At 67.4% G+C, this 24710-nt stretch carries 23 protein-coding genes and 1 pseudogene; 11 read left to right on the top strand and 13 right to left on the bottom strand.

What is annotated here, in order from left to right; genetic code table 11:
• The 9 genes from A5724_RS29940 to A5724_RS29900 form a co-directional block, all read right to left on the bottom strand.
• A complete protein-coding gene (locus tag A5724_RS29940) occupies positions 1-486 on the bottom strand; it encodes a DUF456 domain-containing protein (protein WP_067810929.1) in 486 nt (161 codons plus the stop codon).
• Positions 483-1202 carry a methyltransferase domain-containing protein gene (locus A5724_RS29935; protein WP_067810926.1) on the bottom strand — a complete coding sequence of 240 codons (720 nt, stop codon included), beginning with the start codon at positions 1200-1202 and terminating at the stop codon, positions 483-485. Before A5724_RS29935 ends, A5724_RS29940 begins: the two co-directional genes overlap by 4 nt.
• A 9-nt stretch (positions 1203-1211) precedes the next feature.
• A complete protein-coding gene (locus tag A5724_RS29930) occupies positions 1212-1901 on the bottom strand; it encodes a haloacid dehalogenase type II (protein WP_067810923.1) in 690 nt (229 codons plus the stop codon).
• Positions 1898-2860 carry an NADPH:quinone oxidoreductase family protein gene (locus tag A5724_RS29925; protein WP_067810920.1) on the bottom strand — a complete coding sequence of 321 codons (963 nt, stop codon included), beginning with the start codon at positions 2858-2860 and terminating at the stop codon, positions 1898-1900. Before A5724_RS29925 ends, A5724_RS29930 begins: the two co-directional genes overlap by 4 nt.
• Positions 2861-2864: 4 nt before the next feature.
• Entirely contained in the window at positions 2865-3728 is an 864-nt protein-coding gene (locus tag A5724_RS29920; RefSeq protein WP_067810918.1) for an SDR family oxidoreductase, read from the bottom strand.
• Positions 3729-3740: 12 nt separating this feature from the next.
• Positions 3741-5150: an aldehyde dehydrogenase family protein gene (locus A5724_RS29915; protein WP_067810916.1), complete on the bottom strand. Its 1410-nt coding sequence runs from the start codon at positions 5148-5150 to the stop codon at positions 3741-3743.
• A 174-nt stretch (positions 5151-5324) separates the two neighbouring features.
• Positions 5325-6257 carry a class I SAM-dependent methyltransferase gene (locus tag A5724_RS29910; RefSeq protein ID WP_067810914.1) on the bottom strand — a complete coding sequence of 311 codons (933 nt, stop codon included), beginning with the start codon at positions 6255-6257 and terminating at the stop codon, positions 5325-5327.
• Positions 6254-7213 (bottom strand): class I SAM-dependent methyltransferase, encoded by a 960-nt coding sequence (locus tag A5724_RS29905; RefSeq protein WP_067810911.1) that lies wholly within the window; start codon positions 7211-7213, stop codon positions 6254-6256. Before A5724_RS29905 ends, A5724_RS29910 begins: the two co-directional genes overlap by 4 nt.
• A 72-nt stretch (positions 7214-7285) precedes the next feature.
• Positions 7286-7924 carry a TetR/AcrR family transcriptional regulator gene (locus tag A5724_RS29900; protein ID WP_197518833.1) on the bottom strand — a complete coding sequence of 213 codons (639 nt, stop codon included), beginning with the start codon at positions 7922-7924 and terminating at the stop codon, positions 7286-7288.
• A gap of 163 nt (positions 7925-8087) precedes the next feature.
• On the opposite strand from A5724_RS29900, the gene A5724_RS29895 reads away from it, so the two are divergent.
• The 4 genes from A5724_RS29895 to A5724_RS29880 all read left to right on the top strand — a co-directional run bounded on the left by A5724_RS29895 (position 8088) and on the right by A5724_RS29880 (position 13370).
• Positions 8088-8654, top strand: a complete 567-nt coding sequence (locus A5724_RS29895) for a TetR/AcrR family transcriptional regulator (RefSeq protein ID WP_067810905.1) — start codon at positions 8088-8090, stop codon at positions 8652-8654.
• A gap of 35 nt (positions 8655-8689) precedes the next feature.
• The gene (locus A5724_RS29890) at positions 8690-10831 is read left to right on the top strand and encodes an FUSC family protein (RefSeq protein WP_067810904.1); all 2142 of its coding nucleotides are present in this window, start codon (positions 8690-8692) and stop codon (positions 10829-10831) included.
• The gene (locus tag A5724_RS29885) at positions 10828-12021 is read left to right on the top strand and encodes an NAD(P)/FAD-dependent oxidoreductase (RefSeq protein ID WP_067810903.1); all 1194 of its coding nucleotides are present in this window, start codon (positions 10828-10830) and stop codon (positions 12019-12021) included. The genes A5724_RS29890 and A5724_RS29885 overlap by 4 nt, the downstream gene beginning before the upstream one ends.
• Before the next feature lie 476 nt (positions 12022-12497).
• The gene (locus tag A5724_RS29880; RefSeq protein ID WP_067810899.1) at positions 12498-13370 is read left to right on the top strand and encodes an aspartyl/asparaginyl beta-hydroxylase domain-containing protein; all 873 of its coding nucleotides are present in this window, start codon (positions 12498-12500) and stop codon (positions 13368-13370) included.
• Between the two features lie 40 nt (positions 13371-13410).
• On the opposite strand, the pseudogene A5724_RS29875 reads toward A5724_RS29880, so the two are convergent.
• The 4 genes and pseudogenes from A5724_RS29875 to ptsP form a co-directional block, all read right to left on the bottom strand.
• A pseudogene (locus A5724_RS29875) lies at positions 13411-14234 on the bottom strand (DUF1206 domain-containing protein).
• Between the two features lie 18 nt (positions 14235-14252).
• A complete protein-coding gene (locus A5724_RS29870; RefSeq protein WP_067810897.1) occupies positions 14253-14441 on the bottom strand; it encodes a CsbD family protein in 189 nt (62 codons plus the stop codon).
• A gap of 40 nt (positions 14442-14481) precedes the next feature.
• Entirely contained in the window at positions 14482-15486 is a 1005-nt protein-coding gene (locus tag A5724_RS29865) for a pirin family protein (protein ID WP_067810892.1), read from the bottom strand.
• 27 nt (positions 15487-15513) lie between these two features.
• Positions 15514-17214, bottom strand: coding sequence for a phosphoenolpyruvate--protein phosphotransferase (gene ptsP / locus A5724_RS29860; RefSeq protein WP_197518832.1), 1701 nt, complete (start codon positions 17212-17214; stop codon positions 15514-15516).
• 102 nt (positions 17215-17316) lie between these two features.
• On the opposite strand from ptsP, the gene A5724_RS29855 reads away from it, so the two are divergent.
• The 7 genes from A5724_RS29855 to A5724_RS29825 all read left to right on the top strand — a co-directional run.
• Positions 17317-18084, top strand: coding sequence for a DeoR/GlpR family DNA-binding transcription regulator (locus A5724_RS29855; RefSeq protein WP_067810889.1), 768 nt, complete (start codon positions 17317-17319; stop codon positions 18082-18084).
• Positions 18081-19061: a 1-phosphofructokinase gene (gene pfkB, locus A5724_RS29850; protein WP_067810882.1), complete on the top strand. Its 981-nt coding sequence runs from the start codon at positions 18081-18083 to the stop codon at positions 19059-19061. Before A5724_RS29855 ends, pfkB begins: the two co-directional genes overlap by 4 nt.
• Complete coding sequence (locus A5724_RS29845; RefSeq protein WP_067810878.1) at positions 19058-21055, top strand: fructose-specific PTS transporter subunit EIIC; 1998 nt, start codon at positions 19058-19060, stop codon at positions 21053-21055. Before pfkB ends, A5724_RS29845 begins: the two co-directional genes overlap by 4 nt.
• Before the next feature lie 27 nt (positions 21056-21082).
• Positions 21083-21340, top strand: coding sequence for an HPr family phosphocarrier protein (locus tag A5724_RS29840; RefSeq protein WP_067810875.1), 258 nt, complete (start codon positions 21083-21085; stop codon positions 21338-21340).
• Positions 21341-21594: 254 nt separating this feature from the next.
• Positions 21595-22932: a type VII secretion-associated serine protease mycosin gene (gene mycP / locus A5724_RS29835; protein WP_369830682.1), complete on the top strand. Its 1338-nt coding sequence runs from the start codon at positions 21595-21597 to the stop codon at positions 22930-22932.
• Positions 22929-24326, top strand: a complete 1398-nt coding sequence (gene eccE / locus A5724_RS29830) for a type VII secretion protein EccE (protein WP_067810869.1) — start codon at positions 22929-22931, stop codon at positions 24324-24326. The genes mycP and eccE overlap by 4 nt, the downstream gene beginning before the upstream one ends.
• A gap of 27 nt (positions 24327-24353) precedes the next feature.
• The coding region (locus tag A5724_RS29825; protein WP_156752517.1) for a hypothetical protein at positions 24354-24710 on the top strand (357 nt) is incomplete at its 3' end.

The raw sequence follows: 24710 nt of genomic DNA, 5'->3' as shown, positions 1-24710 counted from the left end.
CTATGCGGACAGATACACTCCGACCGCCCACGCTGCGGTGGCGAGCAGCGCGCCACAGAGTTCGACGCCGACCGAGAGTGCGACACCTTTGAGGGCATGCTTGGTGGAGGTCCGAGCGACCCGCTGATCGCGGCGCTTCGCCAACTCGGCGAGGTAGATGCCCAGCACGAACCCGATCAGCAGGCCGACCACCGGGATCACGAAGAACCCGATGATGCCGAGCACCGCGCCGGCCAGCAGGCTCCAGGTACTGACATCGGCGGCACGCATACGCCGTGCCGGCCACAGATACTTGATCAGGGTCGACGCCGCCAACAGCACAGCCACCACACCAAAGGTCACCCAGGCCGTGACGTCGTTCTCGACGAACGCCCACACCGCGATCGCCGCGAGCACCAGAAGCGTCCCCGGCAGCAGCGGCACCACGATGCCCACCAGCCCGACCGCGATGGCCAGCGCAACGAGGACGATTCCGCCGGTGCTCACGCTCGTTTACCGCGCACCCACTGGATGGTGCCCAGGCTCTTCGTGCGCACTCCGACAAGGCCGAGATCCTCCAGCACGTCACCGATTTCGTCATCGGTGAAGAAGTGCGCCCCGCCGTCGGGCAGCAGCCGCATCAGCGCGCCCCGCCGCCCGGCGGTCGGCACCATCACGGCCATCCGGGCCCCGGACCGCAGCACCCGCACCATCTCGGCAAGTGCCGCAGGCGGTTTGGGGATCAACTGCAACATCGCGATGGACACCACGGCGTCGAAGCTCTCGTCGCGGAACGGCAGCCGTTGCGCGTCCGCACGGATGAAGCCGACCTGCGGCCCCGCTTCGGCGCGCACCGCGCGAGCCAGCATGGGTTCGGAGATGTCGACACCGAGCGCCAGCCCGTTCGGGCCGGTAGCGCGGGCCAGCGAGGCGGTGACGTTACCGGGCCCGCTGCCGACGTCGAGCGCGACGCCACCCTGCGGGAGTTCCAGCCAGTCGGTCGGGTGCTCGAGCGCCGTCAGCACCCGACGGGCGAGCAACTGCCCCCTGTCGTACAGCATCGAGCCGACGGGCGAGGCCCAGGCGGCCTGTATCACCCCGGTGTTCTTGGGGGTGTCCGCGGAATCCGTTCGGCCCAGCAAGTCGAGGTAGCCCTTGCTGACGTCGGGGTTCGGCGGTGGGTCGGCGAGCAATTCCACCGCCCGGTGCAATGCTGTGTTCACCCCACCACGTTACGCACCGAGCTGTTCGGCGAGGTCGATGAAATCCTTCGCGGTGAAGTCGAACTCATCGCGCGCGACGTGGTGCGGCTGCCGGCCGGGCCCGTTCTCCAGGGGCCGGTCGACGTAGGCGGTTTTCAATCCGACGGCGCCGGCCGCTTTCAGGTCGCTTGGATGAGCGGCGACGAGCATCAGCTCATCCGGCTCTACGCCGAGCAGGTCGGCGCAGCCCAGGTAAGCCTCCCGGTCCGGCTTGTAGTGATGGAACAGCTCGGCCGAGATCACACAGTCCCACGGCAGACCGGCGCGCTTGGCCATGTTGGTCAGCAGCGACATGTTTCCGTTCGAAAGCGTTGTGATGGTGAACTTTTCCTTCAACCGCGTCAGCCCTGCGACGCTGTCCGGCCACGGGTCCAGGCGGTGCCATGCCCGATTCAGCTCGTCGATCTCCTCGGTCGTCACCGATGTGTCGCCAAGCAGTTCGCCGAGGATCATCCGGTGCAGGTCGTCGATCCTGGTCCACGGCAGCTCACCGCGCCGCACCCGGTCCATCGCCGGGGCGTAACCGGCCCGCCAGTCGTCGGCGAAGCTGGCCCAATCCCGTTGCAGCCCATGGCGTTGGCCGAACTGCTCCAGCTCGGCGATGATGCTGGAACGCCAATCCACGACCGTGCCGAACACGTCGAACGCCAACGCCTTCACGGTTCCAGCACGACCTTGCCCAACACCCCGCCATCGGCCAGGCTCTGCAACGCGGCGCTGCCTTCGGAGAGCGGATACCTGATCGGCGGCGGTGGCCGCAGGCCCGCCTTGACCAACTCGTTGACACCGAACTCGAACAGCGCCTGAGCACCCGGCTTGCGGTTGACGTACTCGCCATAACCGACGCCGATGACACTGACGTTGCGCAGCAACAGCCGGTTGACCTTCACGGTCGGAATGCCGCCTGCAGCAAAGCCGATCACCAGCAGTCGGCCCTCGGTATCCAGTGCCCTAATCGCGTCGTCGAACGCCTCGCCGCCGATCGGATCGACCACCAGATCGACGCCGCGGCCGTCCGTCACGTCCTTCACCGCCTGCAGCCAGCCCTCGGTCAGAGGTAACACCACATCGGCACCGAGCGTCTTGACGAATTCGGCGGCCTCCGGGCGATGCACCATCGCGACGACGCGCGCACCCAACGCCTTGGCGATCTGCACCGACGCCGTGCCGATACCGCCGCCGGAGCCGAGCACCAGCACCGTCTCGCCCGCCCGCAGCGCGCCCCGCTTGGCGAGCGCGAAATACATCGTCTGGTAATTGCCAAGCAGCGCAACGGCTTCGGCGTCGTCGATGTCGTCAGGCGTCGGTTTCAGGTTGGCGGCAGGCACCGCCACCTGCTCGGCCCATCCGCCGAGCATCGCCAATGCGGTGACCCGTTGACCTTCCTTGAACTCCGACTCGTACGGCGCGGACCGCACCACGCCCGCGACCTCCATTCCCGGGATGAACGGGGGCTCGAGGCGCAACTGGTACTCACCGCGCAGGAGCAGCAGGTCGGGAAAGCTGACTCCGGCCGCACCGACGTCGACGATGACGGCATCCGCGACGCGCACGTCTTCGACGTCGGTGTACACCAAACCTGGCGGGCCGCAAAGCTCCTGCGCGACAAGCGCTTTCATTCGGTCAGCCGAGGCTGAAGGTGGCGTGCTTGGCGGCCGACAGGTCGGTGATCTCGCCCCACTTCGCGACGACCTCGTCGACGGTGGGCACGTGGTCGAACGTGACGCCGTCGTTCTGGAACAGCGCCGCGCGCTGCACCTTGCCGCCGCCGACGATGAAGATTGAAGCGGTCTCGGGCACCTCTTCGGTGCACAGCTGCGCGACGACAGGCGCCACGTATTCCGGCGTCAGCTTCTCGAGGACCTCCTTGGGCAGGATGTCCTCGGTCATCCGGGTGGCTGCGATCGGCGCGACGGCGTTGGCCTTGATGTTGTACTTGGCGCCTTCCTGGGCCAGCGTGTTGATCAGGCCGACGAGGCCCAACTTGGCGGCGCTGTAGTTGGCCTGCCCGAAGTTGCCGAACAGCCCGCTGGTCGACGTCGCGACCACCACACGGCCGAAGCTGTTCTCGCGGAAGTGCGGCCACGCGGCGCGAATCACGTTGTAGCCGCCGTACAAGTGCACCTTGAGCACGGAGTCCCAGTTGGCGAACTCCATCTTGTGGAAGGTGCCGTCGCGCAGGATGCCCGCGTTGCTCACCACACCGTCGACCTTGCCGAACTCGTCGACCGCGGTCTTGATGATGTTCGCGGCGCCCTCCGGTTCGGCGACGGAGTCGTAGTTGGCGACGGCGCGGCCGCCGGCGTCCTTGATCTCCTCGACCACCTGGTCCGCCATCGAGTGGCCGGCCCCGGTGCCGTCGCGGGCACCGCCGAGGTCGTTGACGACGACGCTGGCGCCTTCCCTGGCGAGCGTCAACGCATATTCGCGGCCGAGTCCGCCTCCGGCCCCGGTGACGACGATGACGCGATCCTGCACTCCTGGCATGAGGTTCCTTTCTCAGAACAGCCGTCGGGCGAGCTTGAAAGCCTTCTCTGTATACGGGGGATAGATGAATGCGCCGACGTCGGGTCGGGTCGGCTTGGTCATCACGGTCTTCTTGTGGCTGAACTGCTCGAAGCCGAACTTGCCGTGATACGCGCCCATGCCCGACGGACCGACGCCGCCGAACGGCAGCTTGTTGGTCGCGAAGTGGAACAGCAGATGGTTGATCACCATGCCGCCTGCGGCCACTTCCCTGATCACCCGCTCGCGGATGCTCTTGGTCTTGGTGAACAGGTAGGCGGCCAGCGGCTTCGGCCGTGAATTCACGAAACTGATTGCGTCGTCCAGCGATTGAACGGTCACGATCGGCAGGATAGGCCCGAAGATCTCGTCGGTCATCAGCGGCTCGGCCGGGTCCGGGTCGACGACGACCGTCGGCTGGATGCTGATCGTGGACGCATCCGAACCTCCGCCGATGACGACCTCACCCTTGGTCGCGGCCAATGACGTGGTGAGCCGGTCGAAGTGACGCTCGTTCACGATGCGCTTGCCGCCGGGGTTGTTCGCCTCGAACGTCGTCACCGCGTCCTTGATCTTGTCGACGAGTTCGTCGCGAATCTTCGCGTCGGCCAATACGTAGTCCGGGGCGATGCAGATCTGCCCGGAGTTGATCAGCTTCGTCCATGCGATCCGCTTGGCCGCGACGTCGATGTCGGCGTCGGCGGACACGATCACCGGACTCTTTCCGCCCAACTCCAACGTGACGGGAGTCAGATGCGGTGCGGCCGCTTCGTAGACCTTGCGGCCGATCTCGGTGCCGCCGGTGAAGCAGATGTGGTCGAAGCCCTGTGCGATCAGTTCCTGACTGCACTCGGCGCCACCCTCGATCACCGCGATGGCCTCGTTGTCGAGGTAGCGCGGCACCAGTTCGGCCATCAACGCCGAGGAGGCGGGACACACCTCCGACGGCTTGAGCACGACGGTGTTACCCGCGGAGATCGCCGCGACGGCCGGTCCCAGCGTGAGCACGAACGGGAAGTTCCACGCGCCGATGACCAGCACGGTGCCGTACGGCTCGTATTCGACCCATCCGCGGCCGGGCAACTGCGACATCTCCAGCAGCCGGAACCTGCGTCGCATCCACTTCTTGACGTTCTTGGCGGCGTCCTTCGCCTCGCCCGCGGTGCTGGCGATATCGGCCAGCCACGCCTCGAACGGGCCGCGGCCCAGATCCTTCTCGAGGGCCTCGGTGATGGCGCCCTCGTTGTCGTTCATCATCTTCTCCAGCGCCTGAAGCTGCTGGATACGCCACTCGACGCTTCGAGTTCGGCCGGATTTGAACGTTTCCCGCAGCCGGTTGACGGTGCCTGGGATGTCGACGGCCGGCGTTTGGACGGTTTCGCGCGCGACGGATTCGGTGGTCATGGTGGGGTGCCTTCCTGACCCGAGGACGGATACCCGATCCTAACCAACCGGTTGGCTCAGCCAACAGGTTCAGCTCCCTGTCGCCGAGCGACCGTGTTTGCACACCGACACGCCGCGTCTGGACGTGCAAAAGGGGTCATCCCCTACTGACGTGTGGGCCCACGCCGGGAAGGACTACAGCTTCTCGCCGCTGACGAAGGTGGAGAACGAGTCGTCGCCGGTGTCGGCCAACTCCACGGCGCGGCCCAGCCGGCGCATCTCGTCCTGCGAGGCGACGGCGGACGACCGCCACCCGTGCTCAGCGAGCCAAACGGCGACGTCCGCGCGGTCCGGATCCTCGTAGGTCAGCTCGCCCACATCGAGCGTGTCGTCGATGCCGAACTGCGCCGCCAGCTTGCCGAAGCGTTCGCGCATCCGCTCGCGGCGCTCGGCCGAGTGGATGCCCACCGTCTCCGCCGAGATGCGGCTACCCGGCGCGGACAGCGCGGTGACGTTCTCGAACAGCCGGTCCTGAGCATCGGCGGGCAGATACATCAGTAGTCCCTCGGCCAACCACGCCGTTGGCTGTGTGGGATCGAAGCCGTTGTCGCGCAATGCTTTCGGCCAGTCATCCCGCAGGTCGATCGGCACCTCGCGGCGGTTCGCACGCGGTGTGGCGCCGTGGGACTTCAGCGTCTCGGCCTTGTATTCGAGCACCTTGGGCTGGTCGATCTCGAACACGGTGGTGTCTGCGGGCCACGGCAGTCGGTAGGCGCGGGAGTCCAGACCGGACGCGAGGATGACGATCTGACGGATGCCCGTCTCGACCGCCGCGGTGAAGAATTCGTCGAAGAAGTGCGTGCGGACCGCCTGATAGCTGCCCATGTGCTCGATGATCGCGGCGACTTCCGGATCCGCCTCGCCGACCTTGGCGATGAACGCGCTGTCGAGCATGAACTCCCAGATGCCGGTGCCCGCGCCGGCCACCAGATCCTTCGCGAACGGATCACGGATCAGCGCGTCGGCCCGGTCGGTCTCGGCGGCACGGGCCGCGGCCACCATCACGGCGGTCGCGCCAACGCTGGTCGCGATGTCCCAGGTGTCGTTGTCGGTGCGCAATGAACTCATCGGCCGCTCCCCTCGAACCGGCCGTGCACAAACGCGCTGTCCAGAGCTTCATCGACCAGATCGTCACCGGCAGGACGCCCCAATCGGGCCATCTCGTCGGCGCTGGACACGGCGTCGACGTGCCAGCCGTGGTCGGCCAGCCACTCGGCGGTGTCGGCGCGCTCGTCGTCGGTGTACATCAAGGTATCGACGTCGAGATCGAGTCCGAGCCGCTCGCGCAGGGCCGCGGTGCGTTCCCGCCGTGCCGCGCGCCGTTCCGGGGAGTACTGCGACGGGTCCAGGTGAAACGCCTCGACCGCGATCTCGCTGCCTGCCGCGCTGTGCGCGGTGACCAACGAGAACAGCCGGTCCTGGGCGTCACCGGGCAGGTAGGGCAGCAGGCCTTCGGCCAGCCACGCCGTCGGCAGGCTCGGGTCGAAGCCCGCGGCGATCAACGCTGCGGGCCAGTCGTCACGCAGGTCGACGGCGACCGGGACGCGTCGCGCCTTGGCCACCGCGCCGTGGGCATCCAGCGTCGACGTCTTGTAGTCGAGCACCTTCGGTTGGTCGATCTCGAACACCGTGGTGCCCGCGGGCCAGTCGAGCCGATACGCGCGCGAGTCCAGCCCCGCGGCCAGGATGACCACCTGGCGGATACCCGTGCGGGCTGCCGCGGTGAAGTAGGCATCGAAGTAGTGGGTGCGCACCGCCTGGTAGTCGCGCGCCATCTCGTGCATGCGGCGGCCGTACTCGTCGTCGCCGAGCCATCCGGTGTCGGCGCTGGCCATCTGCGCCCACGCCGGGCCGGCGGCCGACGCGAGCAGATACGCGTACTCGTCGCGGATCAGCGCGTCGGGCCGGGCGGTTTCCGCGGCCCGCGCGGCCGCGACCCCCAACGCCGTCGCACCGACGCTCTCGGTGATGTCCCAGCTGTCGCCATCCGTGCGGACCAGCCGCACCTCACTCAGATCAGTCATTTCATAAGCAATGCTAGCTATAAAGTTAGCAAGGCTATACGAAATGTGGGCTACCTCACCGCAGGTAGGCCCTTATTCGCGCAGATTCCACAGCTTGTTCGCCATCAGCAGTTCCAACTTGTGCACCACCGACGTCAGATCTTCGTGGCTGCCGACAAAGCCGGCGTAGAAGCCCATCCCCCACATCACCGCCACCAACATCTCGACGAGCTGGTTGACGTCGGTGTCGGTGGTAAGCTCGCCGCGCTTGATGGCGTCGTTGACGGCCCACGACATGAACTCACGCGACGCGCGCAGTGAATCGTGGTCGTCGTTGCCCAGTTCCGGGTGTCGCTGCGATTCCAGCACCGAGGTGACGAGAAATGCTGCGGCAGACCGGTCCTCGGAGTCGGCCTGCATGGCAACCGTGAAAAAGGCGGAAAGCCGACCGAGCAGACTTGTCTCGCCCTGCGCTTTCGACATGCCTGCGCTAACTACGAGCGCATTGGTTTGCTCCACGACCTCGCTCCACAACACGCGCTTACTCGCGAAGTAGTGGTTAATGGCCGGACGCGTGAGATCAGCCCGAATCGCGATCGCCTGGAAGGTCGCGGCGTCGTAGCCGAGTTCGCTGAAGACCTCACGAGCCGCTTGTATGATGCGCTCACGGGTTTCAGCTGCCTTCGCTGCGGGCGGACGACCTGGCCCTCGACTAGCAGTATGTTGCGGCACGGTCAAATTGTGCCACAGCTCACTTGATTGTTTGCCCGGGTGTCAAAATCCGGCATTCTTGTCCAGGCCGCCCAGCAAATTCTCTGGCAGCCAGCTATCCCGATAACGAAGCAGTCCACCCCTGCTGGCCACAAAAAGAAGACGCCCCCGCTAGGGTGCAGCCATGGCGAGCGTCGTATCGCGCGATTCGTACTTCGATGCCGGTCTCGAAGTGCTGTCGGATCTGGGCTACGGCGGGCTGAAGTTGGCTGAGGTGTGTAACCGCCTCGGCGTTACGACCGGGTCCTTCTACCACTACTTCTCCGGCTGGCCCAGCTACACCAAGGAACTGGTCGCTCACTGGATGCAGCGTCAGACGATGCAGATCGTCGAGGCGGTGCGGGCCGAGCCGGATCCTCGCCGCCGCATCGACACGCTCATCCAGGAGGGGTTGACCCTGCCGCACGGCGCCGAGGCCGCGATCCGGGTGTGGAGCGCGGTCGATCCCGAGGTGTATACCGTCCAAGCCGCGGTGGATCGGCAACGGTTCGACATCATGTATGAGTCGGCATTCGAGGTTTTGAACAACAAGCGGCAGGCCGAGGTGTTCGCGGCGTGGGGTGTCTATGTGTTGGTCGGTTATGAACAGGCGGTCCTGCCGCGTGACGCCGGCGCCCTGCATTGGATCGCCGGGCAGTTGGCCGACGCGCTGGACTCGGGCCGGTTCGCGTCGGTGCCGGACGGTGACTAGCGGGCACGACGTCGCACGGCCGAAGGGCGCACTTCTTGCCTTCTGAAACGGCTGCGGTGTTGCGCCACGTGCTGGATCGCCTTCGGGCGCGCGACCCGGACTTCGACGCGCTGCGCCGCGCCTCCCGCGCCGCGATCGTGCTACCGATCGCCGCCGCCGTCGGCTTCTCGGTCGGCGGTTCGCAGACGCCGTTGTTCACCATTTTCGGCTCGGTGGCCCTGCTGATCCTCGTCGACTTTCCAGGTAACCGGCCCGCGCGGGCGCTGGCCTACTGCGGCCTGGGATTCAACGGCGCGATCCTCATCACGCTCGGCACCCTGGTCGCGCCGCACCCGTGGTTCAGTGTCGTATCGATGTTCGTGCTCGGCGTCGCGGTCATCTTCGCCGGTGTGCTCAGCGAGATCGTCGCCGCGGGCCAACGCGCGACGCTGTTGATGTTCGTCCTGCCTGCCTGCACGCCCGTCGGCCCTCTGCCCGAGCGGCTGCTCGGCTGGCTGATCGCGTTGGCGCTGTGCGTGCCCGCCGCGCTTTTCCTCTTCCCCCCTCGCCATCACGACGAACTGCGCGCGCACGCGGCGCGCGTCTGCAACAGATTGGCGGACCGACTCGAGGGCACCGTGCCGGAACGGGAACTGACCAAGGCGATGAACGCGCTCGACGCCGCGTTCCTTGGCGCCGACTACCGGCCGGTGGCATTGACCGCGGGCAGCCGCGCGCTGGTCCGGGTGGTCGACGACCTCGGCTGGCTGTCCGATCGCATCTCCGACGACACCGGCGCCATGCTCGGGGCGATGAAGGAGCCCGCGGTGCGGGTGCTCCGCGACTCGGCGGCCGTGCTGCGCATCCGCGATGTCTCCGAGAGGTTGGCGCGCAGTGCGCATCTGCTCGACGCGTTGACCGAACTGCGGGCGGTGTCGCAGGGTCACTACCGCGAGGACATCACCGCCGTGCTGGACGAAGCCAGTGACGAAACGGCGGTGCAGGTCGGCCGAAAGCTGTTGAACCGCAGGACGATCGCGGCCACCATCGCGGTGACGGGCCGGATCATCCGCAACGCGGCGGCCGCCGACGCCCGGCCGGTGTGGGCGCGTGTGCTGGGCCGCCGCCTGCCCGATACGGGCGCCGCCGACTGGGTGATGCCCGAAACCGTCGCGGTCGCGGCCATCACCAGAGGGTTCCTCGCCCCCGATACGGTGGTGCTGCGCAACAGCCTGCGCACCGGCCTCGGGCTGGCCGTCGCGGTCGCCGTCACCCACTTGTTTCCCGTCCAGCACGGTTTCTGGGTGGTGCTCGGCGCGATGTCCGTGTTGCGCAGCAGCGCGCTGACGACGGGCACGCGCGTGATCCGTGCGGTGGCAGGCACTGCGGTCGGCTTCGTCCTTGGCGCCGTTGTGATCGAGTTCCTCGGCGTCGACCCCGTCGTGCTGTGGATCCTGCTGCCGATCGTCGCGTTCGGATCGGCGTATGTGCCTGAGGTGTACTCGTTCGTCGCCGGGCAGGCGGCGTTCACGATGATGGTGCTGATCAACTTCAACCTGATCGTGCCGACCGGGTGGAAGGTGGGCCTGATCCGCGTCGAGGACGTTGTCGTCGGCGCACTGGTCGGCATCGTGGTATCGCTGTTGTTGTGGCCTAGGGGCGCGTCGGCGGCGGTGTCTAAGGCGATCGCCGATGCGCGCACGGTCGGTGCGGAGTTCTTGGCCGAGGCCGTCCACCGCGTCACCCGCGGCGCCTCCGAAGCCGCCACCGATCGGGTGATCGCGCTGAGCCATCAAGCCCTCGAGGCGTCCCGCACAGTTGATGATGCGGTGCGGCAATACCTTTCGGAGAACGGCGGCACGACTGCCATGCGCGCGCCGGTGGTACGGTCTGCCAACCGTGCGATCCGGGTGCGCGCCGCCGCCGAGTTGATCGCCGATGTCGTGCCCCCGCCGCTGGAGCCGTACCGTCGCGCCCGCGAGGTGCTCGAAATCCACACCGACGTGATCTGCGCAAGGCTGACCGGAGATCCGGGGCGCGAATTCGAGTCGCTCAGTGACGACTTCGTGCTGGCGCTGCGCGCCGAAGGCGCCGACGACGAACTGGCGGTTTCCGCCGCTTTGCCGCTGACGGCGGTGGCCGCCCAACTCGGTGAGCTCGAACTGCTCTACCCGCAGCCGGTAACGTCGAGCCGATGAGCGAGGTGCTGGTGCTCGGTTCGGGTTTCGCGGGCCTGTGGGCAGCGCTCGGGGCAGCGCGGCGACTCGACGAACTCGGTGCGACTCATGACGTTCAGGTCACCGTGCTGAGTTCCCTGCCGTACCACGACATTCGGGTGCGCAACTACGAGGCCGACCTGACGCCGTGCCGGATTCCGCTCGCCGATGTGCTCGGCCCTGCCGGCGTCGAGCACATCACCGCCGACGTGACGGCGATCGACCCGGTAGCGCACACCGTAACGACGTCGGCGGATACGCACACCTACGACCGCCTCGTCGTCGCGCTGGGCAGCCAGGTGGTCAAGCCCGGCCTACCCGGCCTGCACGAGTTCGGGTTCGACGTCGATACCTACGACGGTGCGATGAAGCTGCAACGGCACCTTGCGGGTCTCGACCCGACCAACCCGGCGGCCAGCACTGTCGTCGTGGTGGGCGCGGGCCTGACGGGAATCGAGACCGCGTGCGAGATGCCCGCCCGGTTGGCAGGCCTGTTTCCCGACCGCGCCCCGCAGGTCATCCTGATCGACCACAACCCGCACGTCGGATCGGACATGGGCGCCTCGGCGCGACCAGTGATCGAGGCGGCGCTGGCGTCGACCGGGGTGCGCACCAGGCTCGGCGTGCGCGTCACCGCCATCGACGAGGCCGGCGTGACCCTGTCGACCGGTGAGGGGTTGAGCGCGGCGACGGTGGTGTGGTGTGCAGGTATGCGCGCCAACCCGCTGACCGCGGACCTGGGGGTGCACTGCGATCGCCTTGGCCGCGTGCCGGTCGACGACTACCTGCGTGTCATCGACGTCCCCGACGTGTTCGCCGCGGGTGATGTGGCCGCGGCCAGGATGGACGACGAGCACTTGTCGGTGATGTCGTGTCAGCACGGCAGGCCGATGGGCCGGTACGCCGGCTACAACGTGATCAGCGATCTCCTCGGTGAACCGCTGCTCGCCCTTCGAATCCCTTGGTATGTCACGGTTCTGGACCTCGGGCCAGCTGGCGCTGTGTACACCGAGGGCTGGGACAGGCACGTAGTGGACGCCGGTGAATCTGCCAAAGCCACCAAGCGCGCGATCAACGGCATACGCATCTATCCGCCGCTGGACGGGGATCGGGACGAGCTTCTTTCCGCGGCCGCGCCGATGCTGCAGTCGCGACCGACCGCCGAGGGTTAGCAACATCGCCCTGCGGGTCCGTAGTAACGTCAATCAGGCAGCGGGCCATGACCACCGAAGGATCGACCACCGGCCCTTCATCTCATGGAAGACGACCGGGGCACCGGCGTCTTGCGGTCGCTCTACGAGAACCTCCGCGCTGGTCCACCGAGTGGTGTCGAGCGTCTGGTGATGGCGGCCTGCTCGATGAGGGCTGACTTCGACCCGATCCCTGCCCGCGCGGCTGTGCACACATATTCGGCCGTGGAAAGCTGCCCGGACTGTTGTACTACCCGCCGCCAACGTTCGGCGGCTACTCGCCTCGGCACAGTGACGAGCCTAAGACTGCCTGACCGCAACCACTGTGAGAGCCCCCGATTTGTTAGCCGCTCTTGCATTCCCTGCGTTTGGTTGCAGCCTATCGCCGTTGATTACGGAGCTGTATAATTTGCTGCCCGAAGAGCGCCTCCAGGGCCAGTTGTCCACGGGGGACAGTTATGGACGCGGACGTTTTGTTTGAGGGCATCGCCAGGGGCGAGTTCCACCGGGCAGATGCTCTCAAATGCGCGGACTTGTTCACGCTCGACCCGAGCTTCTACTCGGCTCTAACAGATGAGCTGAATTGTCTCGTCTCCCGCAACGCGCCGTCGGAAGTGCAGGCCAAGGATCATCCCTCGAACTGGACCAGGCCGACGGGGAAGGCTATTCAATTCTCGCTCTTCAACGAATCAGGAGATTTCGCTGACTCCAGCGGGATTGGATCGATAGCCATGGAGGGCAAGCGCTTCCACCATGCGGCGATCTATCCGGCACTAGCTGATTTCGTCGCCATGTTTCCGCACTTGATCAACATGCGATTGAACGGATTGGGAGCGCACGGCGGGTTGGCTCCGCACAAAGTGAACAGCTGCTGGTGGCAGGGCCGGCGCTGGTACTTCACCGTGCGGTTTCATCTCCCTATCGTGACGAATCCTCAGGCACTCGTTCTCCTCGACGGCGATCTGTTCCATTTCCAGCCGGGGCGGGTCTATTTCTTCCACAACGGATGCATTCACTCTGCTTACAACGGTGGAGAGACCGAGCGGTTCCACTTGATCTGGGACATGTTGCTGACGCAGGAAACCATCGATCGCATGTTCGGGGATGAGTCGTACCCTCCGCTCATGCGGACACCCGGCGAATCCCGGGCCGTCCCCATTGTGAAGTCTGTTGAGGTTGAAGAATTCGAGGTGCTGGCTGCACGGCAGCACTATGAACGTTTGCGGCTACATAGATTGAATGTCGATCCACGTAAATGGGGACTGTTCTATCTCCGATGCCGCTATGCCTGGTACCGACTCGGCAGGCCTTCTGTAGCCACCATCGAGTGATTCGTCGCGCTGGCGCACCAGCGCCGACGGCTAACCGAAGTCACATCCTCGAATAGCGGCTCAACGCAAAGCTGTAGCAGCCGTAGGCCACAAATCCCAGCGCCGCACACAGCACCAGCAGGGTGCCGTAGGGGCCGTGCTGGAGTGTCTTCACCGCACCGTCGAGGCCCGTGGCTTTCGACGGGTCGGCGCGGACCGCCGCCACGACGACCAATGCGCCAGCACCTGCGAAACCAGACCTTCTGCCACGTAACCGAATACGCCCAGCACGGTGACCACCGTTCCTGGCGTCGACGTGAGGTCGTTGCAGAACCTGCGTGATGCGCCCTTGTACGCAAAGTAGCAGCCGATGCCGACGATGACGAGGCCGATCGCCACGAGGACGGCCTTACCCTCCACCGACCGCATCAGCCGCGCGCTGAGCCCCGCGTTCTCGGCGGCACCGGACTTTCTTCTGCCGAGGGCGAATTGCACGGCCGTGACGCCGACCGCGGTGTACACCACCGCGAGCCCGAGAGCCTTGAGCCGACTCGTCCATCGGAAGTCTCTCGGATCCTCACTTGAGCGACCGTGCTCGCCTGGGTGCAGGCCGAGGATCGTCTCGGCGACGCGCCACAGCGTCAATGGAATCAAGGCGATCGCGATCGCCCACAACACGACGTTGCCTCCGACGGTCATGGCGACGGTCCGCAGCGCTCCGGTCTGGTCGGCGACGCCGCTCGAGCCCGTCGCGATCCGGACGATCAGGTAGCCGATCAGTAGATGAATCAGCCCGCTGATCACATAGCCGACGCGGGCCGCGACGTGCGCGGCCGGGTGGTCGACGGCGGAGCGAACGGCATCGGCCGGGTCGGCGAGTGTCACTGGTGGCCAGATGCCGGGCTACATGCCACGCCGGCGGGGACGGAACGCGTCCTTAACTTTCTCGGCCGCACCCTTGAGATGGGAGGCCCGTTCGTCGGCTCTGCCTTGGGCTTCCAACTCGCGGTCGTTGGTTGCACGGGCCATGGCGGCCTTGGCCTTGCCCCTGAACTGGTCCAGCTTATTCCTGGCTTTATCGGTACCACTCATCGCTGGGGGTTACCCATTTCGGGCGACGATCTAGCAGGGGCTAGCCGAGCGGCCGGTGGGGCATCAGCGCGTTCGGTGGCACGACGCCGAACTTGCCTGCCTGGAAGTCCTCCATGGCTTCGATGAGTTCGGATTTAGAGTTCATCACGAACGGGCCGTATTGGACGACCGGCTCGCGAATCGGCCTGCCGCCCAACAGCAGAACCTCGAGCGCGGGGCGCCGGGTCTCCTGTGTCGGTTCGGCCGCCACGGTGATCAGGTCGCCGGGGCCGAGCACCGCGAGCTGACCCTGATGGATCGGATGGCCGACCGGTCCGACACAGCCGCGGCCCGACAACACGTACACCAGCGCGTTGAAGTCGCGGTTCCACGGCAGGTTCAGCCGGGCGCCGGGCTCGATCGTGGCGTGGGCCAACGTGATTGGCGTGTGGGTGGCGCCTGGGCCCCGGAGCCGCTCCGGCGGCGACATCGGATCAACGTGGTCGCCGACGTCGCCCGCGATGATGCGTACCAGCGCGCCGCCGTCGTCCGACGACACCAGCTTCACCTGGCCGCCTTCGATGGCCTGGTACTTCGGCGCGGCGAACTTGTCCTTGCGCGGCAGGTTCACCCACAGCTGGATGCCGTGGAACACGCCTCCGCTCTCGACCAGTTCGGCCGGCGGGGTTTCGATGTGCAGAATGCCCGATCCTGCCGTCATCCACTGCGTGGCGCCGTCGGTGATCAGACCGCCGCCGCCGTGCGAGTCCTGGTGGGCGAACCGGCCGTCGATCATGTAGGTGACCGTCTCGAAGCCGCGGTGCGGATGCCAGTCGGTGCCCCTGGGCTCACCCGGTTGGTACTCGATTTCGCCCATCTGGTCCATGTGGACGAACGGGTCGAGGTCCGCCGCGCTCACACCGGCGAACGCGCGGACGACAGGAAAGCCCTCGCCCTCGTACCCGTGTGGGCCCGTGGTGATGGATCGGACCGGGCGCTCGGTGTCGCCGGGCGCCGGCGTGGTGATGCGCGGCAACTTGAGCGTGTCAGCGGTGATAGCAGGCATATCGAGGTTAACCGGACTGCGGTCCGATTAATTCCGGAGCGCGGCCAAGGCGGCACCCCTGGCGGCTGCCGGACTCGCGGTGTCGAGCACTTTGGCCGCCGCGTCCCGGCACTGCTGCAGTGTCACCTGAGCGAGTTTCGCCCCGACCCCCTGTATCGCGGCGGCTGCCGCGGACAGCGACGTCACGCCGAGTCCGGTCAGCACACACGCGAGCAGCGGATCGGCGGCGGCCTCACCGCACACCCCGACCGGCTTGCCCGCCGCGGTACCCGCCCGAACCGTCATGGCCACCAGCGCCAGCACCGCGGGTTGCCACGGGTCGGTCAGCGTCGCGAGATCGGCGGACATCCGGTCTGCGGCCATCGTGTACTGCGCCAGGTCGTTGGTGCCGATCGACAGGAAATCCACGTGTTCGAGAATCCGGTCGGCGAGTAACGCCGCGGCGGGCACCTCGATCATCACCCCTGCGGTCAGTCCCTGCGAACGTGCCTTGGCGGCAAATTCTTTCGCTTCCTGCGCGGTGGCGATCATCGGCGCCATCACCCACGGTTGATTTCCGGTGCGGTCTGCGGCGACGGCGATGGCCTGTAACTGGCGGTCCAGCAGTCCGGGATTGCCCGCGGCGATGCGGATGCCCCGCACACCGAGCGCGGGATTTGCTTCGTCCGGGTGACCGACGAACTTCAGCGGCTTGTCGGAACCGGCGTCCAGCGTTCGGATCACCACCTTGTGGCCCGAGAACGCCTGCAGCACTTCGGCATAGATGTCGGCCTGCTCGTCGACCGTCGGCTCGGTGTCCCGGTTGAGGAAGCACAGTTCGGTGCGGAACAGGCCGACGCCCTCCGCGGGAGTCTCGGTGGCGGCGCGGGCGGCGGCGCCGTCCTGGACGTTGGCGAGGACCGCGACGGCATGTCCGTCGGCGGTGGCTCCCGGGCCGGACCAGTGCGATACGTGTTCGGCCTGGCGCGCCGCGGCGTCGGCGGTCTCGCCCGCGGCGGTGTGGTCCGGTGACACCGTCAGGGTGCCCAGCATGCCGTCGACGAGCACCATGGTGCCTGCCTCGACGTCGTCGAGTCCGTCGACGGCCACCACGCACGGGATACCCAACTGCCGGGCGATGATCGCGGTGTGGCTGGTCGGGCCGCCCCGCGTAGTGGCAAGGGCGACAACAAGAGTGGGATCCAGGCCCGCGGTGTCGGCAGGGGCAAGATCTTCGGCGCACAAGATGGAAGGAAGGTCGGGCAGCGGGACACCCGGTTCCGGCAGGCCGGACAGTTCCGCGATCACCCGGTCGCGGATGTCCCGTAGGTCGGTGACGCGCTCGGCCATCAGGCCGCCCATCTGAGTGAACATGTCGATGAACTGTTCGGCCGCCGCGGACACCGCCGCAACCGCCGGCGTGCCGCCCTTGATGCGCTTCTCGGCGGCACCCAGCCAGGCCCGGTCCTGAGCCAGCGCCGCGGTCGCGGCGAGCACCTCCGACGCGGCACCGGTTGCGTGCGCGGCGCGCTCCCGCAGTCGGTCGGCCACCGCGGTGGCCGCCGCGGCGAATCGGGCTGCCTCGGCCGGGCGGTCGGCTTCTGCGATCTCGGCTCCCGTCGCGACGTCGACGGCCGGCAGACGGCCAGGCCTGATCACCGGTGCGTACTGCACGCCCGGGACTACGGGAACACCCCGCAAAACAGTGCCCGAGGCCGGATGTGACGTGGGCAGCGAAGAAACGGTCATGTGAAGGAGATTACAAGAAAATCTTGACAAGTCAACACGAACAGTAGTAAAACCAACTATACCCACATCGATCCGGGCTTAAAACCACAGATACGGAGCCACATGTACGCCGAAGAGCGTCAGCAAGCGATCGCCTCGCTGGTGATCTCGCGGGGCCGCGCCTCGGTCACGGAACTGGCGCAGGCCTACGACGTCACCACCGAGACGGTGCGCCGCGATCTCGCCACGCTGGACAAGGCCGGCGTGCTGCGGCGGGTGCACGGTGGCGCCGTTCCAGTCCGCGCGCTGCACCTCGTCGAACCCGGCGTCGGTGAACGGGAGACCACCCGCGCCGAGCACAAGGACGCGATCGCCGCAGCCGCGACCGACTTCTTTCCGCTCGGGGGAGCCAGCGTGCTGCTGGACGCCGGAACGACCACCGCGCGCATCGCTGCTCAATTGCCCACCGATCGCGAGCTGGTGGTCGTGACGAACTCCGTGCCGATCGCGGCCCGGCTCGCGGCCATGCCGTCGGTCACGCTTCAACTACTCGGTGGCCGCGTGCGCGGCCTCACCCAGGCGGCGGTCGGGGAACAGGCACTGCGGGTGCTCGACACCTTGCGCGTCGACATCGCGTTCATCGGCACCAACGCGATCAGCGTGCGTCACGGCCTGTCCACCCCCGACAGCGACGAGGCCGCCGTCAAGCGCGCGATGGTAGAGGCCGCCAACTATGTCGTGGTGGCCGCCGATTCGTCGAAGGTCGGCCGCGAGGACTTCGTCAGCTTTGCCCCGATCTCCAGCGTCGACACGTTGATCACCGATTCGGAGATCACCGCCGCTGACCGGCAGCAGTTGACCGACAGCGGCGTCGAGGTCGTGGTCGCGTGATCGTCACCGTCACCCCCAACCCCAGCATCGACCGCACCGTGACGCTTGCTGGCCAGCTGAGTCGCGGTGCGGTGCACCGGGTTTCGTCGGTGACCACTGAACCGGGCGGCAAGGGGGTCAACGTCGCGCGGGCATTGACGCTGGCCGGCGTCGACGCCGTCGCTGTGCTGCCCGCGCCCCCCAACGACCCGCTGACCGCGGCACTGTCGGCTGCCGCGATGCCGTTCAGTTGCGTGCCGACCGCAGGGGCGGTCCGCACCAACCTGACTGTCACCGAACATGACGGCACCACGACGAAACTCAACGAACCGGGCGCCCACCTCGACGACGCGGCCGTCGATGCGCTGACCATGGCGGTGCTCGCGCACGCCGAGACGGCGTCGTGGGTAGTGATCTCGGGTTCGCTGCCGCCTGGCATTCCCGACGACTGGTATGCCCGCGTGGTGGCACAACTCGCCGCGTATCCCTGCCGGGTCGCGATCGACACCTCGGACGCTCCGCTCGCCGCGCTCGTCGACTCGCTCGACGCAGCCGCGCCCGATCTGCTCAAGCCGAACGCCGAGGAGCTGGCCGGGGTGCTCGGCCATTCGCCGCGGGCGCTGGAAGCCGCCGTCGCGCAGGGCGATCCGGAGCCCGTCGTCGATGCCGCGCATCAGCTGGTGGACCGGGGTGTGCAGGCGGTGCTGGCCACGCTCGGTGCCGCGGGTGCCGTGCTGGTCGACCGGACCGGCAGCTGGATGGCCGCCCCACCGAAGATCGCCGCCCGCAGCACCGTCGGCGCGGGTGACGCGTCGCTGGCCGGCTACCTGCGCGCCGACGTGGCCGGTGCAGTCCCACCCGAGCGGCTGCAGATGGCGGTCGCATACGGCAGCGCCGCTGCCGCGCTCCCCGGCTCTGCGCTGCCGACACCCGCGCAAATCAACCTCGAAGCTGTCCGGGTGACGCCGATCGCCCCCAACACGAAAGTATCGCCATGACAACCACTTTGCCGATCATCAATACGGATCTGGTCCTCTTGGACGTCGATGCCGGCGGCGACAAGGAAGCGGTCATCGGCCGTCTGGTCAACCGACTGGCCGGTGCGGGCCGCACCCAGGACACCGACGGCCTGGTGGCCGCGGCGATGGCGCGCGAGCGGCAGTCGGCCACCGGCCTACCCGGCGGCATCGCGATTCCGCACTGCCGCTCGCCGTATGTGGAGACGGCATCGATCGGGTTCGCCCGGCTGAGCCCACCGGTGGACTTCGGCGCGCCGGACGGCCCCGCGGATCTCGCGTTCCTGATCGCCGCGCCCGAAGCAGGCGGCGCGGAGCACATGAAGCTGCTGTCGAGCCTGGCCCGGGCGCTGGTGCGCAAGGATTTCGTCGAGTCGCTGCGCAACGCGGCCACCCCCGGCGAGGTGGTCGAGTTGGTGGACGGCGTCGTCAACGCGACCGCCGAGAAGCCCCAAGCCGCGCAGTCCGCGCCGAAAACGCTGATCGCCGTGACCGCCTGCCCTACCGGCATCGCGCACACCTACATGGCCGCCGATTCTCTGGTCGCCGCGGGCAAGAAGGCAGGCGCGACAGTGCATGTCGAGACCCAGGGTTCGTCGGGCAGCACACCGCTGTCACCGGACGTCATCGCGGCAGCCGACGCGGTCATCTTCGCCACCGACGTCGGTGTCAAGGACAAGGGCCGGTTCGCCGGCAAGCCCGTCGTCGCGTCCGGCGTCAAACGCGCCATCAACGAGCCTGACAAGATGGTCGCCGAAGCACTCGCTGCCGCAACGGATCCGGCCGCCGCGCGGGTACAGGGCCATCCCGGTGGGGCCGCCGCACCGTCGGCGCCCGCGGGCGGCGTCGGATGGGGCACCCGGCTACGGCAGATCCTGCTGACCGGCGTGAGCTACATGATCCCGTTCGTCGCCGCGGGCGGCCTGCTGATCGCGCTGGGTTTCCTGTTCGCGGGCTACGACATCGCGAACAAGCCAGACGGTGCGACCCAGTCATTGGGCAACATCATCGCGACCACGAACTCGCTGACCAATCTGCCGTCCGGCGGCTTCACGCAATATCTCGGCGCGGTGCTGTTCAGCCTTGGCGGACTGGCCTTTTCATTCCTGGTGCCGGCTCTGGCCGGCTACATCTCGTTCGCAATCGCCGACCGGCCGGGTATCGCTCCGGGCTTCACCGCGGGCGCGGTCGCGGTGTTCGTCGGCGGCGGCTTCATCGGCGGCATCGTCGGCGGCCTGATCGCCGGGTTCGCAGCGCTGTGGATCAGCCGAATCCGCGTGCCGCAGTGGGCAAGGGGGTTGATGCCCGTCGTGATCATCCCGCTGTTCGCGTCGCTGGCCGTCGGCCTGTTGATGTTCATGCTGCTCGGCCGTCCGCTTGCTGCGATCACGTCGGGCCTCACCAACTGGCTTGGCGGAATGACCGGCACGTCGGTGATCATCCTCGGTATCGTGCTCGGCCTGATGATGTGCTTCGACCTCGGCGGCCCGGTGAACAAGGCGGCGTACGCGTTCGCCACCGCGGGCCTCAACGTCGCCGATCCGGCCTCGCTTCGGATCATGGCCGCGGTGATGGCCGCGGGCATGGTGCCGCCGTTGGCGATGGCACTGGCCTCCACGGTTCGGCCCAAACTGTTCACCGAACCCGAGCGCGAAAACGGCAGAGCGGCTTGGCTTCTCGGTGCCTCGTTCATCTCGGAAGGCGCCATCCCGTTCGCGGCGGCCGACCCGCTGCGGGTGATCCCGTCGATGATGTTCGGCGGCGCAGTCACGGGCGCGCTGATCATGGCGTTCGACGTCACGCTCAAGGCCCCGCACGGCGGCATCTTCGTGTTCTTCGCGATCGGACACCTGTTGTGGTTCCTGGTCGCACTCGCGGTCGGCACCGTGGCCGGTGCGCTGGCCGTCGTCGCCGCCAAGCAGTTCATCAAACCCGGCGTCAAGGCCGACGAATCCCCGGCCCTGGTCGCCGCCTAGTCCCCCGCACCCGACAAGGAGAAGCACATGCCCACCAAAACCGTCGTCGTCGGATCCGCCATCGGCCTGCACGCCCGCCCGGCCGCGATCATCGCCGAGGCCGTCGTCAACGCCGGCGTACCCGTCACGCTCTCGATGGACGGCGGCGACCCGGTGGATGCCGGTTCGGCGCTGATGATCATGACCCTGGGCGCAGGCAACGGCGCTGAGGTGACCGTGGCCTCCGACGACGAGGAGGCACTGAAGACAGTCGCCGAACTGGTCGCCCAGGACCTCGACGCATAACCCCCGCGAAACGGCATTCCAGCACGCAAAGTTCGAGAAAAGGCGTGCCGGAATGCCGTTTCGGCGCTCGAGCCGCCGAGCAGTTAGCGAACATCACCCCCGCCGCAGCACCTTAGACTTGGCTAGCGTGTTCGGGCCGATGGCCGTGACGTGAGGATTTGTCCTGCCATCGGGCCGGTACATTGTTTGCTGTGGGCTTGTCAGCACACTGCTGGGGAGTTCGAATTCGGAAGGGGTGACCGCGCGTGCGCCGCATCGGTGTGCTGCTGGCAACGCTGATCCTGGCCTTGTTGAGCGCTCCCCCCGCCGTCGCGATCGAACCCCCGACCATCGACCCGGCCATCGTCCCGCCAGACGAAACGGGCCCGGACCAGCCGACCGAACAGCGCCGGGTGTGCTCGGCGCCGACAGTGTTCCCGAATTCCAACTTCGCCGACAAACCGTGGACCAACGACTACCTGCGGATCAGCGACGCCCAGAATTTCGCAACAGGCGCCGGGGTAACTGTGGCCGTCATCGACACCGGCGTGAACGGATCGCCGCGGGTGCCCGCCGAACCCGGCGGCGACTTCGTCGACAAGGCCGGCAACGGAATGAGCGACTGCGACTCGCACGGCACGTTGACCGCGTCGATCATCGCGGGGCGTCCGTCACCCACCGATGGGTTCGTCGGCGTGGCCCCCGAAGCGCGGATCCTCTCGCTGCGGCAGACCTCGGAGGCATTTCAGCCGGTCGGTGCACGCAGAGACCCCAATGATCCGAACACCACCCAGACCGCGGGCTCGCTGCGCAGCCTGGCCCGCGCCGTGGTGCACGCAGCCAACATCGGCGCGCAGGTGATCAACATCAGCGAGGCGGCCTGCTACAAGGTGACCCGGCCGATCAACGAGACCGGCCTCGGCGCGGCCATCAACTACGCCGTGAACGTCAAGGGCGCGGTCATCATCGTCGCCGCGGGCAACACCGGCCAGGACTGCACCCAGAACCCGCCGCCCGATGCGGGCATCCCCGCCGATCCGCGTGGTTGGAAGCAGGTGCAGACCATCGTCAGCCCGGCGTGGTACTCGCCGCTGGTGCTCACGGTCGGCGGCATCGCACAGAACGGGCTGCCCAGCAACTTCTCGATGAACGGGCCGTGGGTGGACGCGGCCGCCCCCGCTGAGAACATCATCGCACTCGGCTACGACGGCAATCCGGTGAACGCGCTGCAGGGGCAGGACGGGCCCATCCCGATCACCGGCACATCGTTCGCGGCCGCATATGTCTCCGGGCTCGCGGCGCTACTCAGACAGCGGTTCCCCGACCTGACGCCCGCCCAGATCATGAACCGGATCACCGCGACCGCGCGGCATCCCGGCGGCGGGGTCAACAACGAGGTGGGCGCCGGGGTCATCGACCCGGTCGCCGCACTGACGTGGGACGTGCCCGCCGGGCCCGAGCAAGTGCCGTACAAGGTCAAGCAACTGCCGCCGCCGGTGTACGTGCCGCCGCCGGACCGCGGCCCGATCACCGCCGTGGTGCTGACCGCGGGCGGTCTTGCCGTCGCGCTCGGGCTCGGCGCACTGGCCCGACGCGCGTTGAGGCGCCGATGAACAGGATCCTCAACATCTTTGGCTTCCGGTTCACCACCGGCCACGCGATCTGGGCGACCCTGCTGATCCCGGCGTGCATCGCGGTGTTCCTGCCGCCGCGGCAACTGTGGATCGGCGTCACGCTGTCCGTCGTGATCGCGCTGGTCGTGGTGCTGACCATCCGCGGTCGGCGGGTGACCGGTTGGGTGGCAGCGCTTTTCGCGTGGCGCCGACGCCACCGCAACGTTCCAGACCTGCCGTCCGAACCCGCGGTCGGTGCGACGGTGATGCCGGGTGATCACGTCGCGGTGCGCTGGCAGGACGACTATCTGGTGTCGGCGATCGAATTGGTGCCTCGGCCGTTCACGCCGACGGTGATCGTCAGCGGGCAGGCCTACACCGACGATGTGGTCGACACCCGACTGGTCGAGCGGTTGATCGCCGCGCACTGCCCCGACCTCGAGGCGGACGTGGTCTCCGCGGGCTACCGGGTCGGCAAGACCGCACCGGCGAGCCTGGTGGCGCTCTACGAGCAGGTGGTCGGGCCGTACCCGGCGCCAGCCAATCGGCGCACCTGGATCGTGCTGAGAGCCGACCCCGAACACACCCGCAAGTCGTCACAGCGGCGGGCGTCCGGTGTGGAGGGCCTGGCGCGTTACCTGGTTTCGTCGGCCACCCGAATCGCGGATCAGTTGGCCAGCAACGGAATCGACGCCCGACCCACCCGCGCATTCGACGACTTCGACCGGGCCACCGAGATCAGTTTCGAACGCGAGACCTGGTCGGCGATCAAGGGCCGCAGCACGTACACCGCCGCCTACAGCGCGCCCGGCGGGCCTGACGTGTGGTGGTCGGCGCGCGCGGATCACACCATCACTCGGGTCCGCATCCGCCCCGGCGTCGCGCCGACCACGACGGTATTGCTGACTACGCTGGCGAACCCGACGACGCCGCGCGGGTTTTCGTGTCTGTTCGGCGGGCAGCGTGCGGCCCTGCACGGAATCAGCCCGGTCAGCGACCGCCATTACGAACTGCCGATCGGGTCGGCGGGCGTGCTTGTCGGTGAGACGGCGGACCGCTACCCGGTGTACATGCCGTTCGACGATATCGACGTCAGCATCAATCTCGGCGATGCGCGGTTGTTCACCCAGTTCGTGGTCCGGTCGGCGGCGGCGGGTGCGGTGGTGACGCTCGGCCCACAGTTCCGGGAGTTCGCCGGGTTCGTCAACGGGCGCATCGGCCAGGTGGCGAAGGTGGCGTGGCCCAACGCCACCACCTATCTCGGACCGCATCCGGGCATCGGCCGAGTGGTGTTGCGGAACAACTTCATCGACACGCCCCGACACCGTCAGCTGCCCATCCGGTTGATCAACCCACGCGAGGAAAGCCGCTTCCAGATGGCGCTGGAGCAATGACGCAATGACAAAGGAGGTGTGCCCCCGATGACCATGCGAGTCGATCTGGAGGATCTGCAACGCAAATCCGCCGCGATTCGAACCGAACTCGCGACCATGCCTCAGTCAGGGGCGCAAGGCCAGATCGCGCCGCCCAGCGCGCATCAGGTGTCGACCGAGGCGGCGATGCGCCTGGGTCTGGTGTCCCTGGTCGTCTGGATGTACCAGGCGTGGGGCACCAAGGAGGGTGAACGCCTCGCCGAGTCGCTGGACGCCACCCGAGTGGCCTATCAGGCTGTCGATGCCGCATCGCAGCAGTCACTCGACAGTGACGGAAGCAAACCGATCACGGTGATGACGCAACCCGTCTCTCCCGAACCCGTGCCCGCCCCGCCAGGGCAGATC

Source organism: Mycobacterium sp. ACS1612, assembly GCF_001667505.1.
Lineage (GTDB): Bacteria > Actinomycetota > Actinomycetes > Mycobacteriales > Mycobacteriaceae > Mycobacterium.
Note: the sequence above shows the minus strand (reverse complement) of the source record. Positions and strands in the feature narration are given on the sequence as shown.

Bases quoted from the DNA above. Each gene is read 5' to 3' on its own strand.
- A5724_RS29925 (WP_067810920.1), bottom strand. From the start codon at position 2,860: ATGAAAGCGCTTGTCGCGCAGGAGCTTTGCGGCCCGCCAGGTTTGGTG.
- A5724_RS29920 (WP_067810918.1), bottom strand. From the start codon at position 3,728: ATGCCAGGAGTGCAGGATCGCGTCATCGTCGTCACCGGGGCCGGAGGC.
- A5724_RS29915 (WP_067810916.1), bottom strand. From the start codon at position 5,150: ATGACCACCGAATCCGTCGCGCGCGAAACCGTCCAAACGCCGGCCGTC.
- A5724_RS29910 (WP_067810914.1), bottom strand. From the start codon at position 6,257: ATGAGTTCATTGCGCACCGACAACGACACCTGGGACATCGCGACCAGC.
- A5724_RS29905 (WP_067810911.1), bottom strand. From the start codon at position 7,213: ATGACTGATCTGAGTGAGGTGCGGCTGGTCCGCACGGATGGCGACAGC.
- A5724_RS29895 (WP_067810905.1), top strand. From the start codon at position 8,088: ATGGCGAGCGTCGTATCGCGCGATTCGTACTTCGATGCCGGTCTCGAA.
- A5724_RS29885 (WP_067810903.1), top strand. From the start codon at position 10,828: ATGAGCGAGGTGCTGGTGCTCGGTTCGGGTTTCGCGGGCCTGTGGGCA.
- A5724_RS29880 (WP_067810899.1), top strand. From the start codon at position 12,498: ATGGACGCGGACGTTTTGTTTGAGGGCATCGCCAGGGGCGAGTTCCAC.
- A5724_RS29870 (WP_067810897.1), bottom strand. From the start codon at position 14,441: ATGAGTGGTACCGATAAAGCCAGGAATAAGCTGGACCAGTTCAGGGGC.
- A5724_RS29865 (WP_067810892.1), bottom strand. From the start codon at position 15,486: ATGCCTGCTATCACCGCTGACACGCTCAAGTTGCCGCGCATCACCACG.
- ptsP (WP_197518832.1), bottom strand. From the start codon at position 17,214: ATGACCGTTTCTTCGCTGCCCACGTCACATCCGGCCTCGGGCACTGTT.
- A5724_RS29855 (WP_067810889.1), top strand. From the start codon at position 17,317: ATGTACGCCGAAGAGCGTCAGCAAGCGATCGCCTCGCTGGTGATCTCG.
- A5724_RS29845 (WP_067810878.1), top strand. From the start codon at position 19,058: ATGACAACCACTTTGCCGATCATCAATACGGATCTGGTCCTCTTGGAC.
- A5724_RS29840 (WP_067810875.1), top strand. From the start codon at position 21,083: ATGCCCACCAAAACCGTCGTCGTCGGATCCGCCATCGGCCTGCACGCC.
- eccE (WP_067810869.1), top strand. From the start codon at position 22,929: ATGAACAGGATCCTCAACATCTTTGGCTTCCGGTTCACCACCGGCCAC.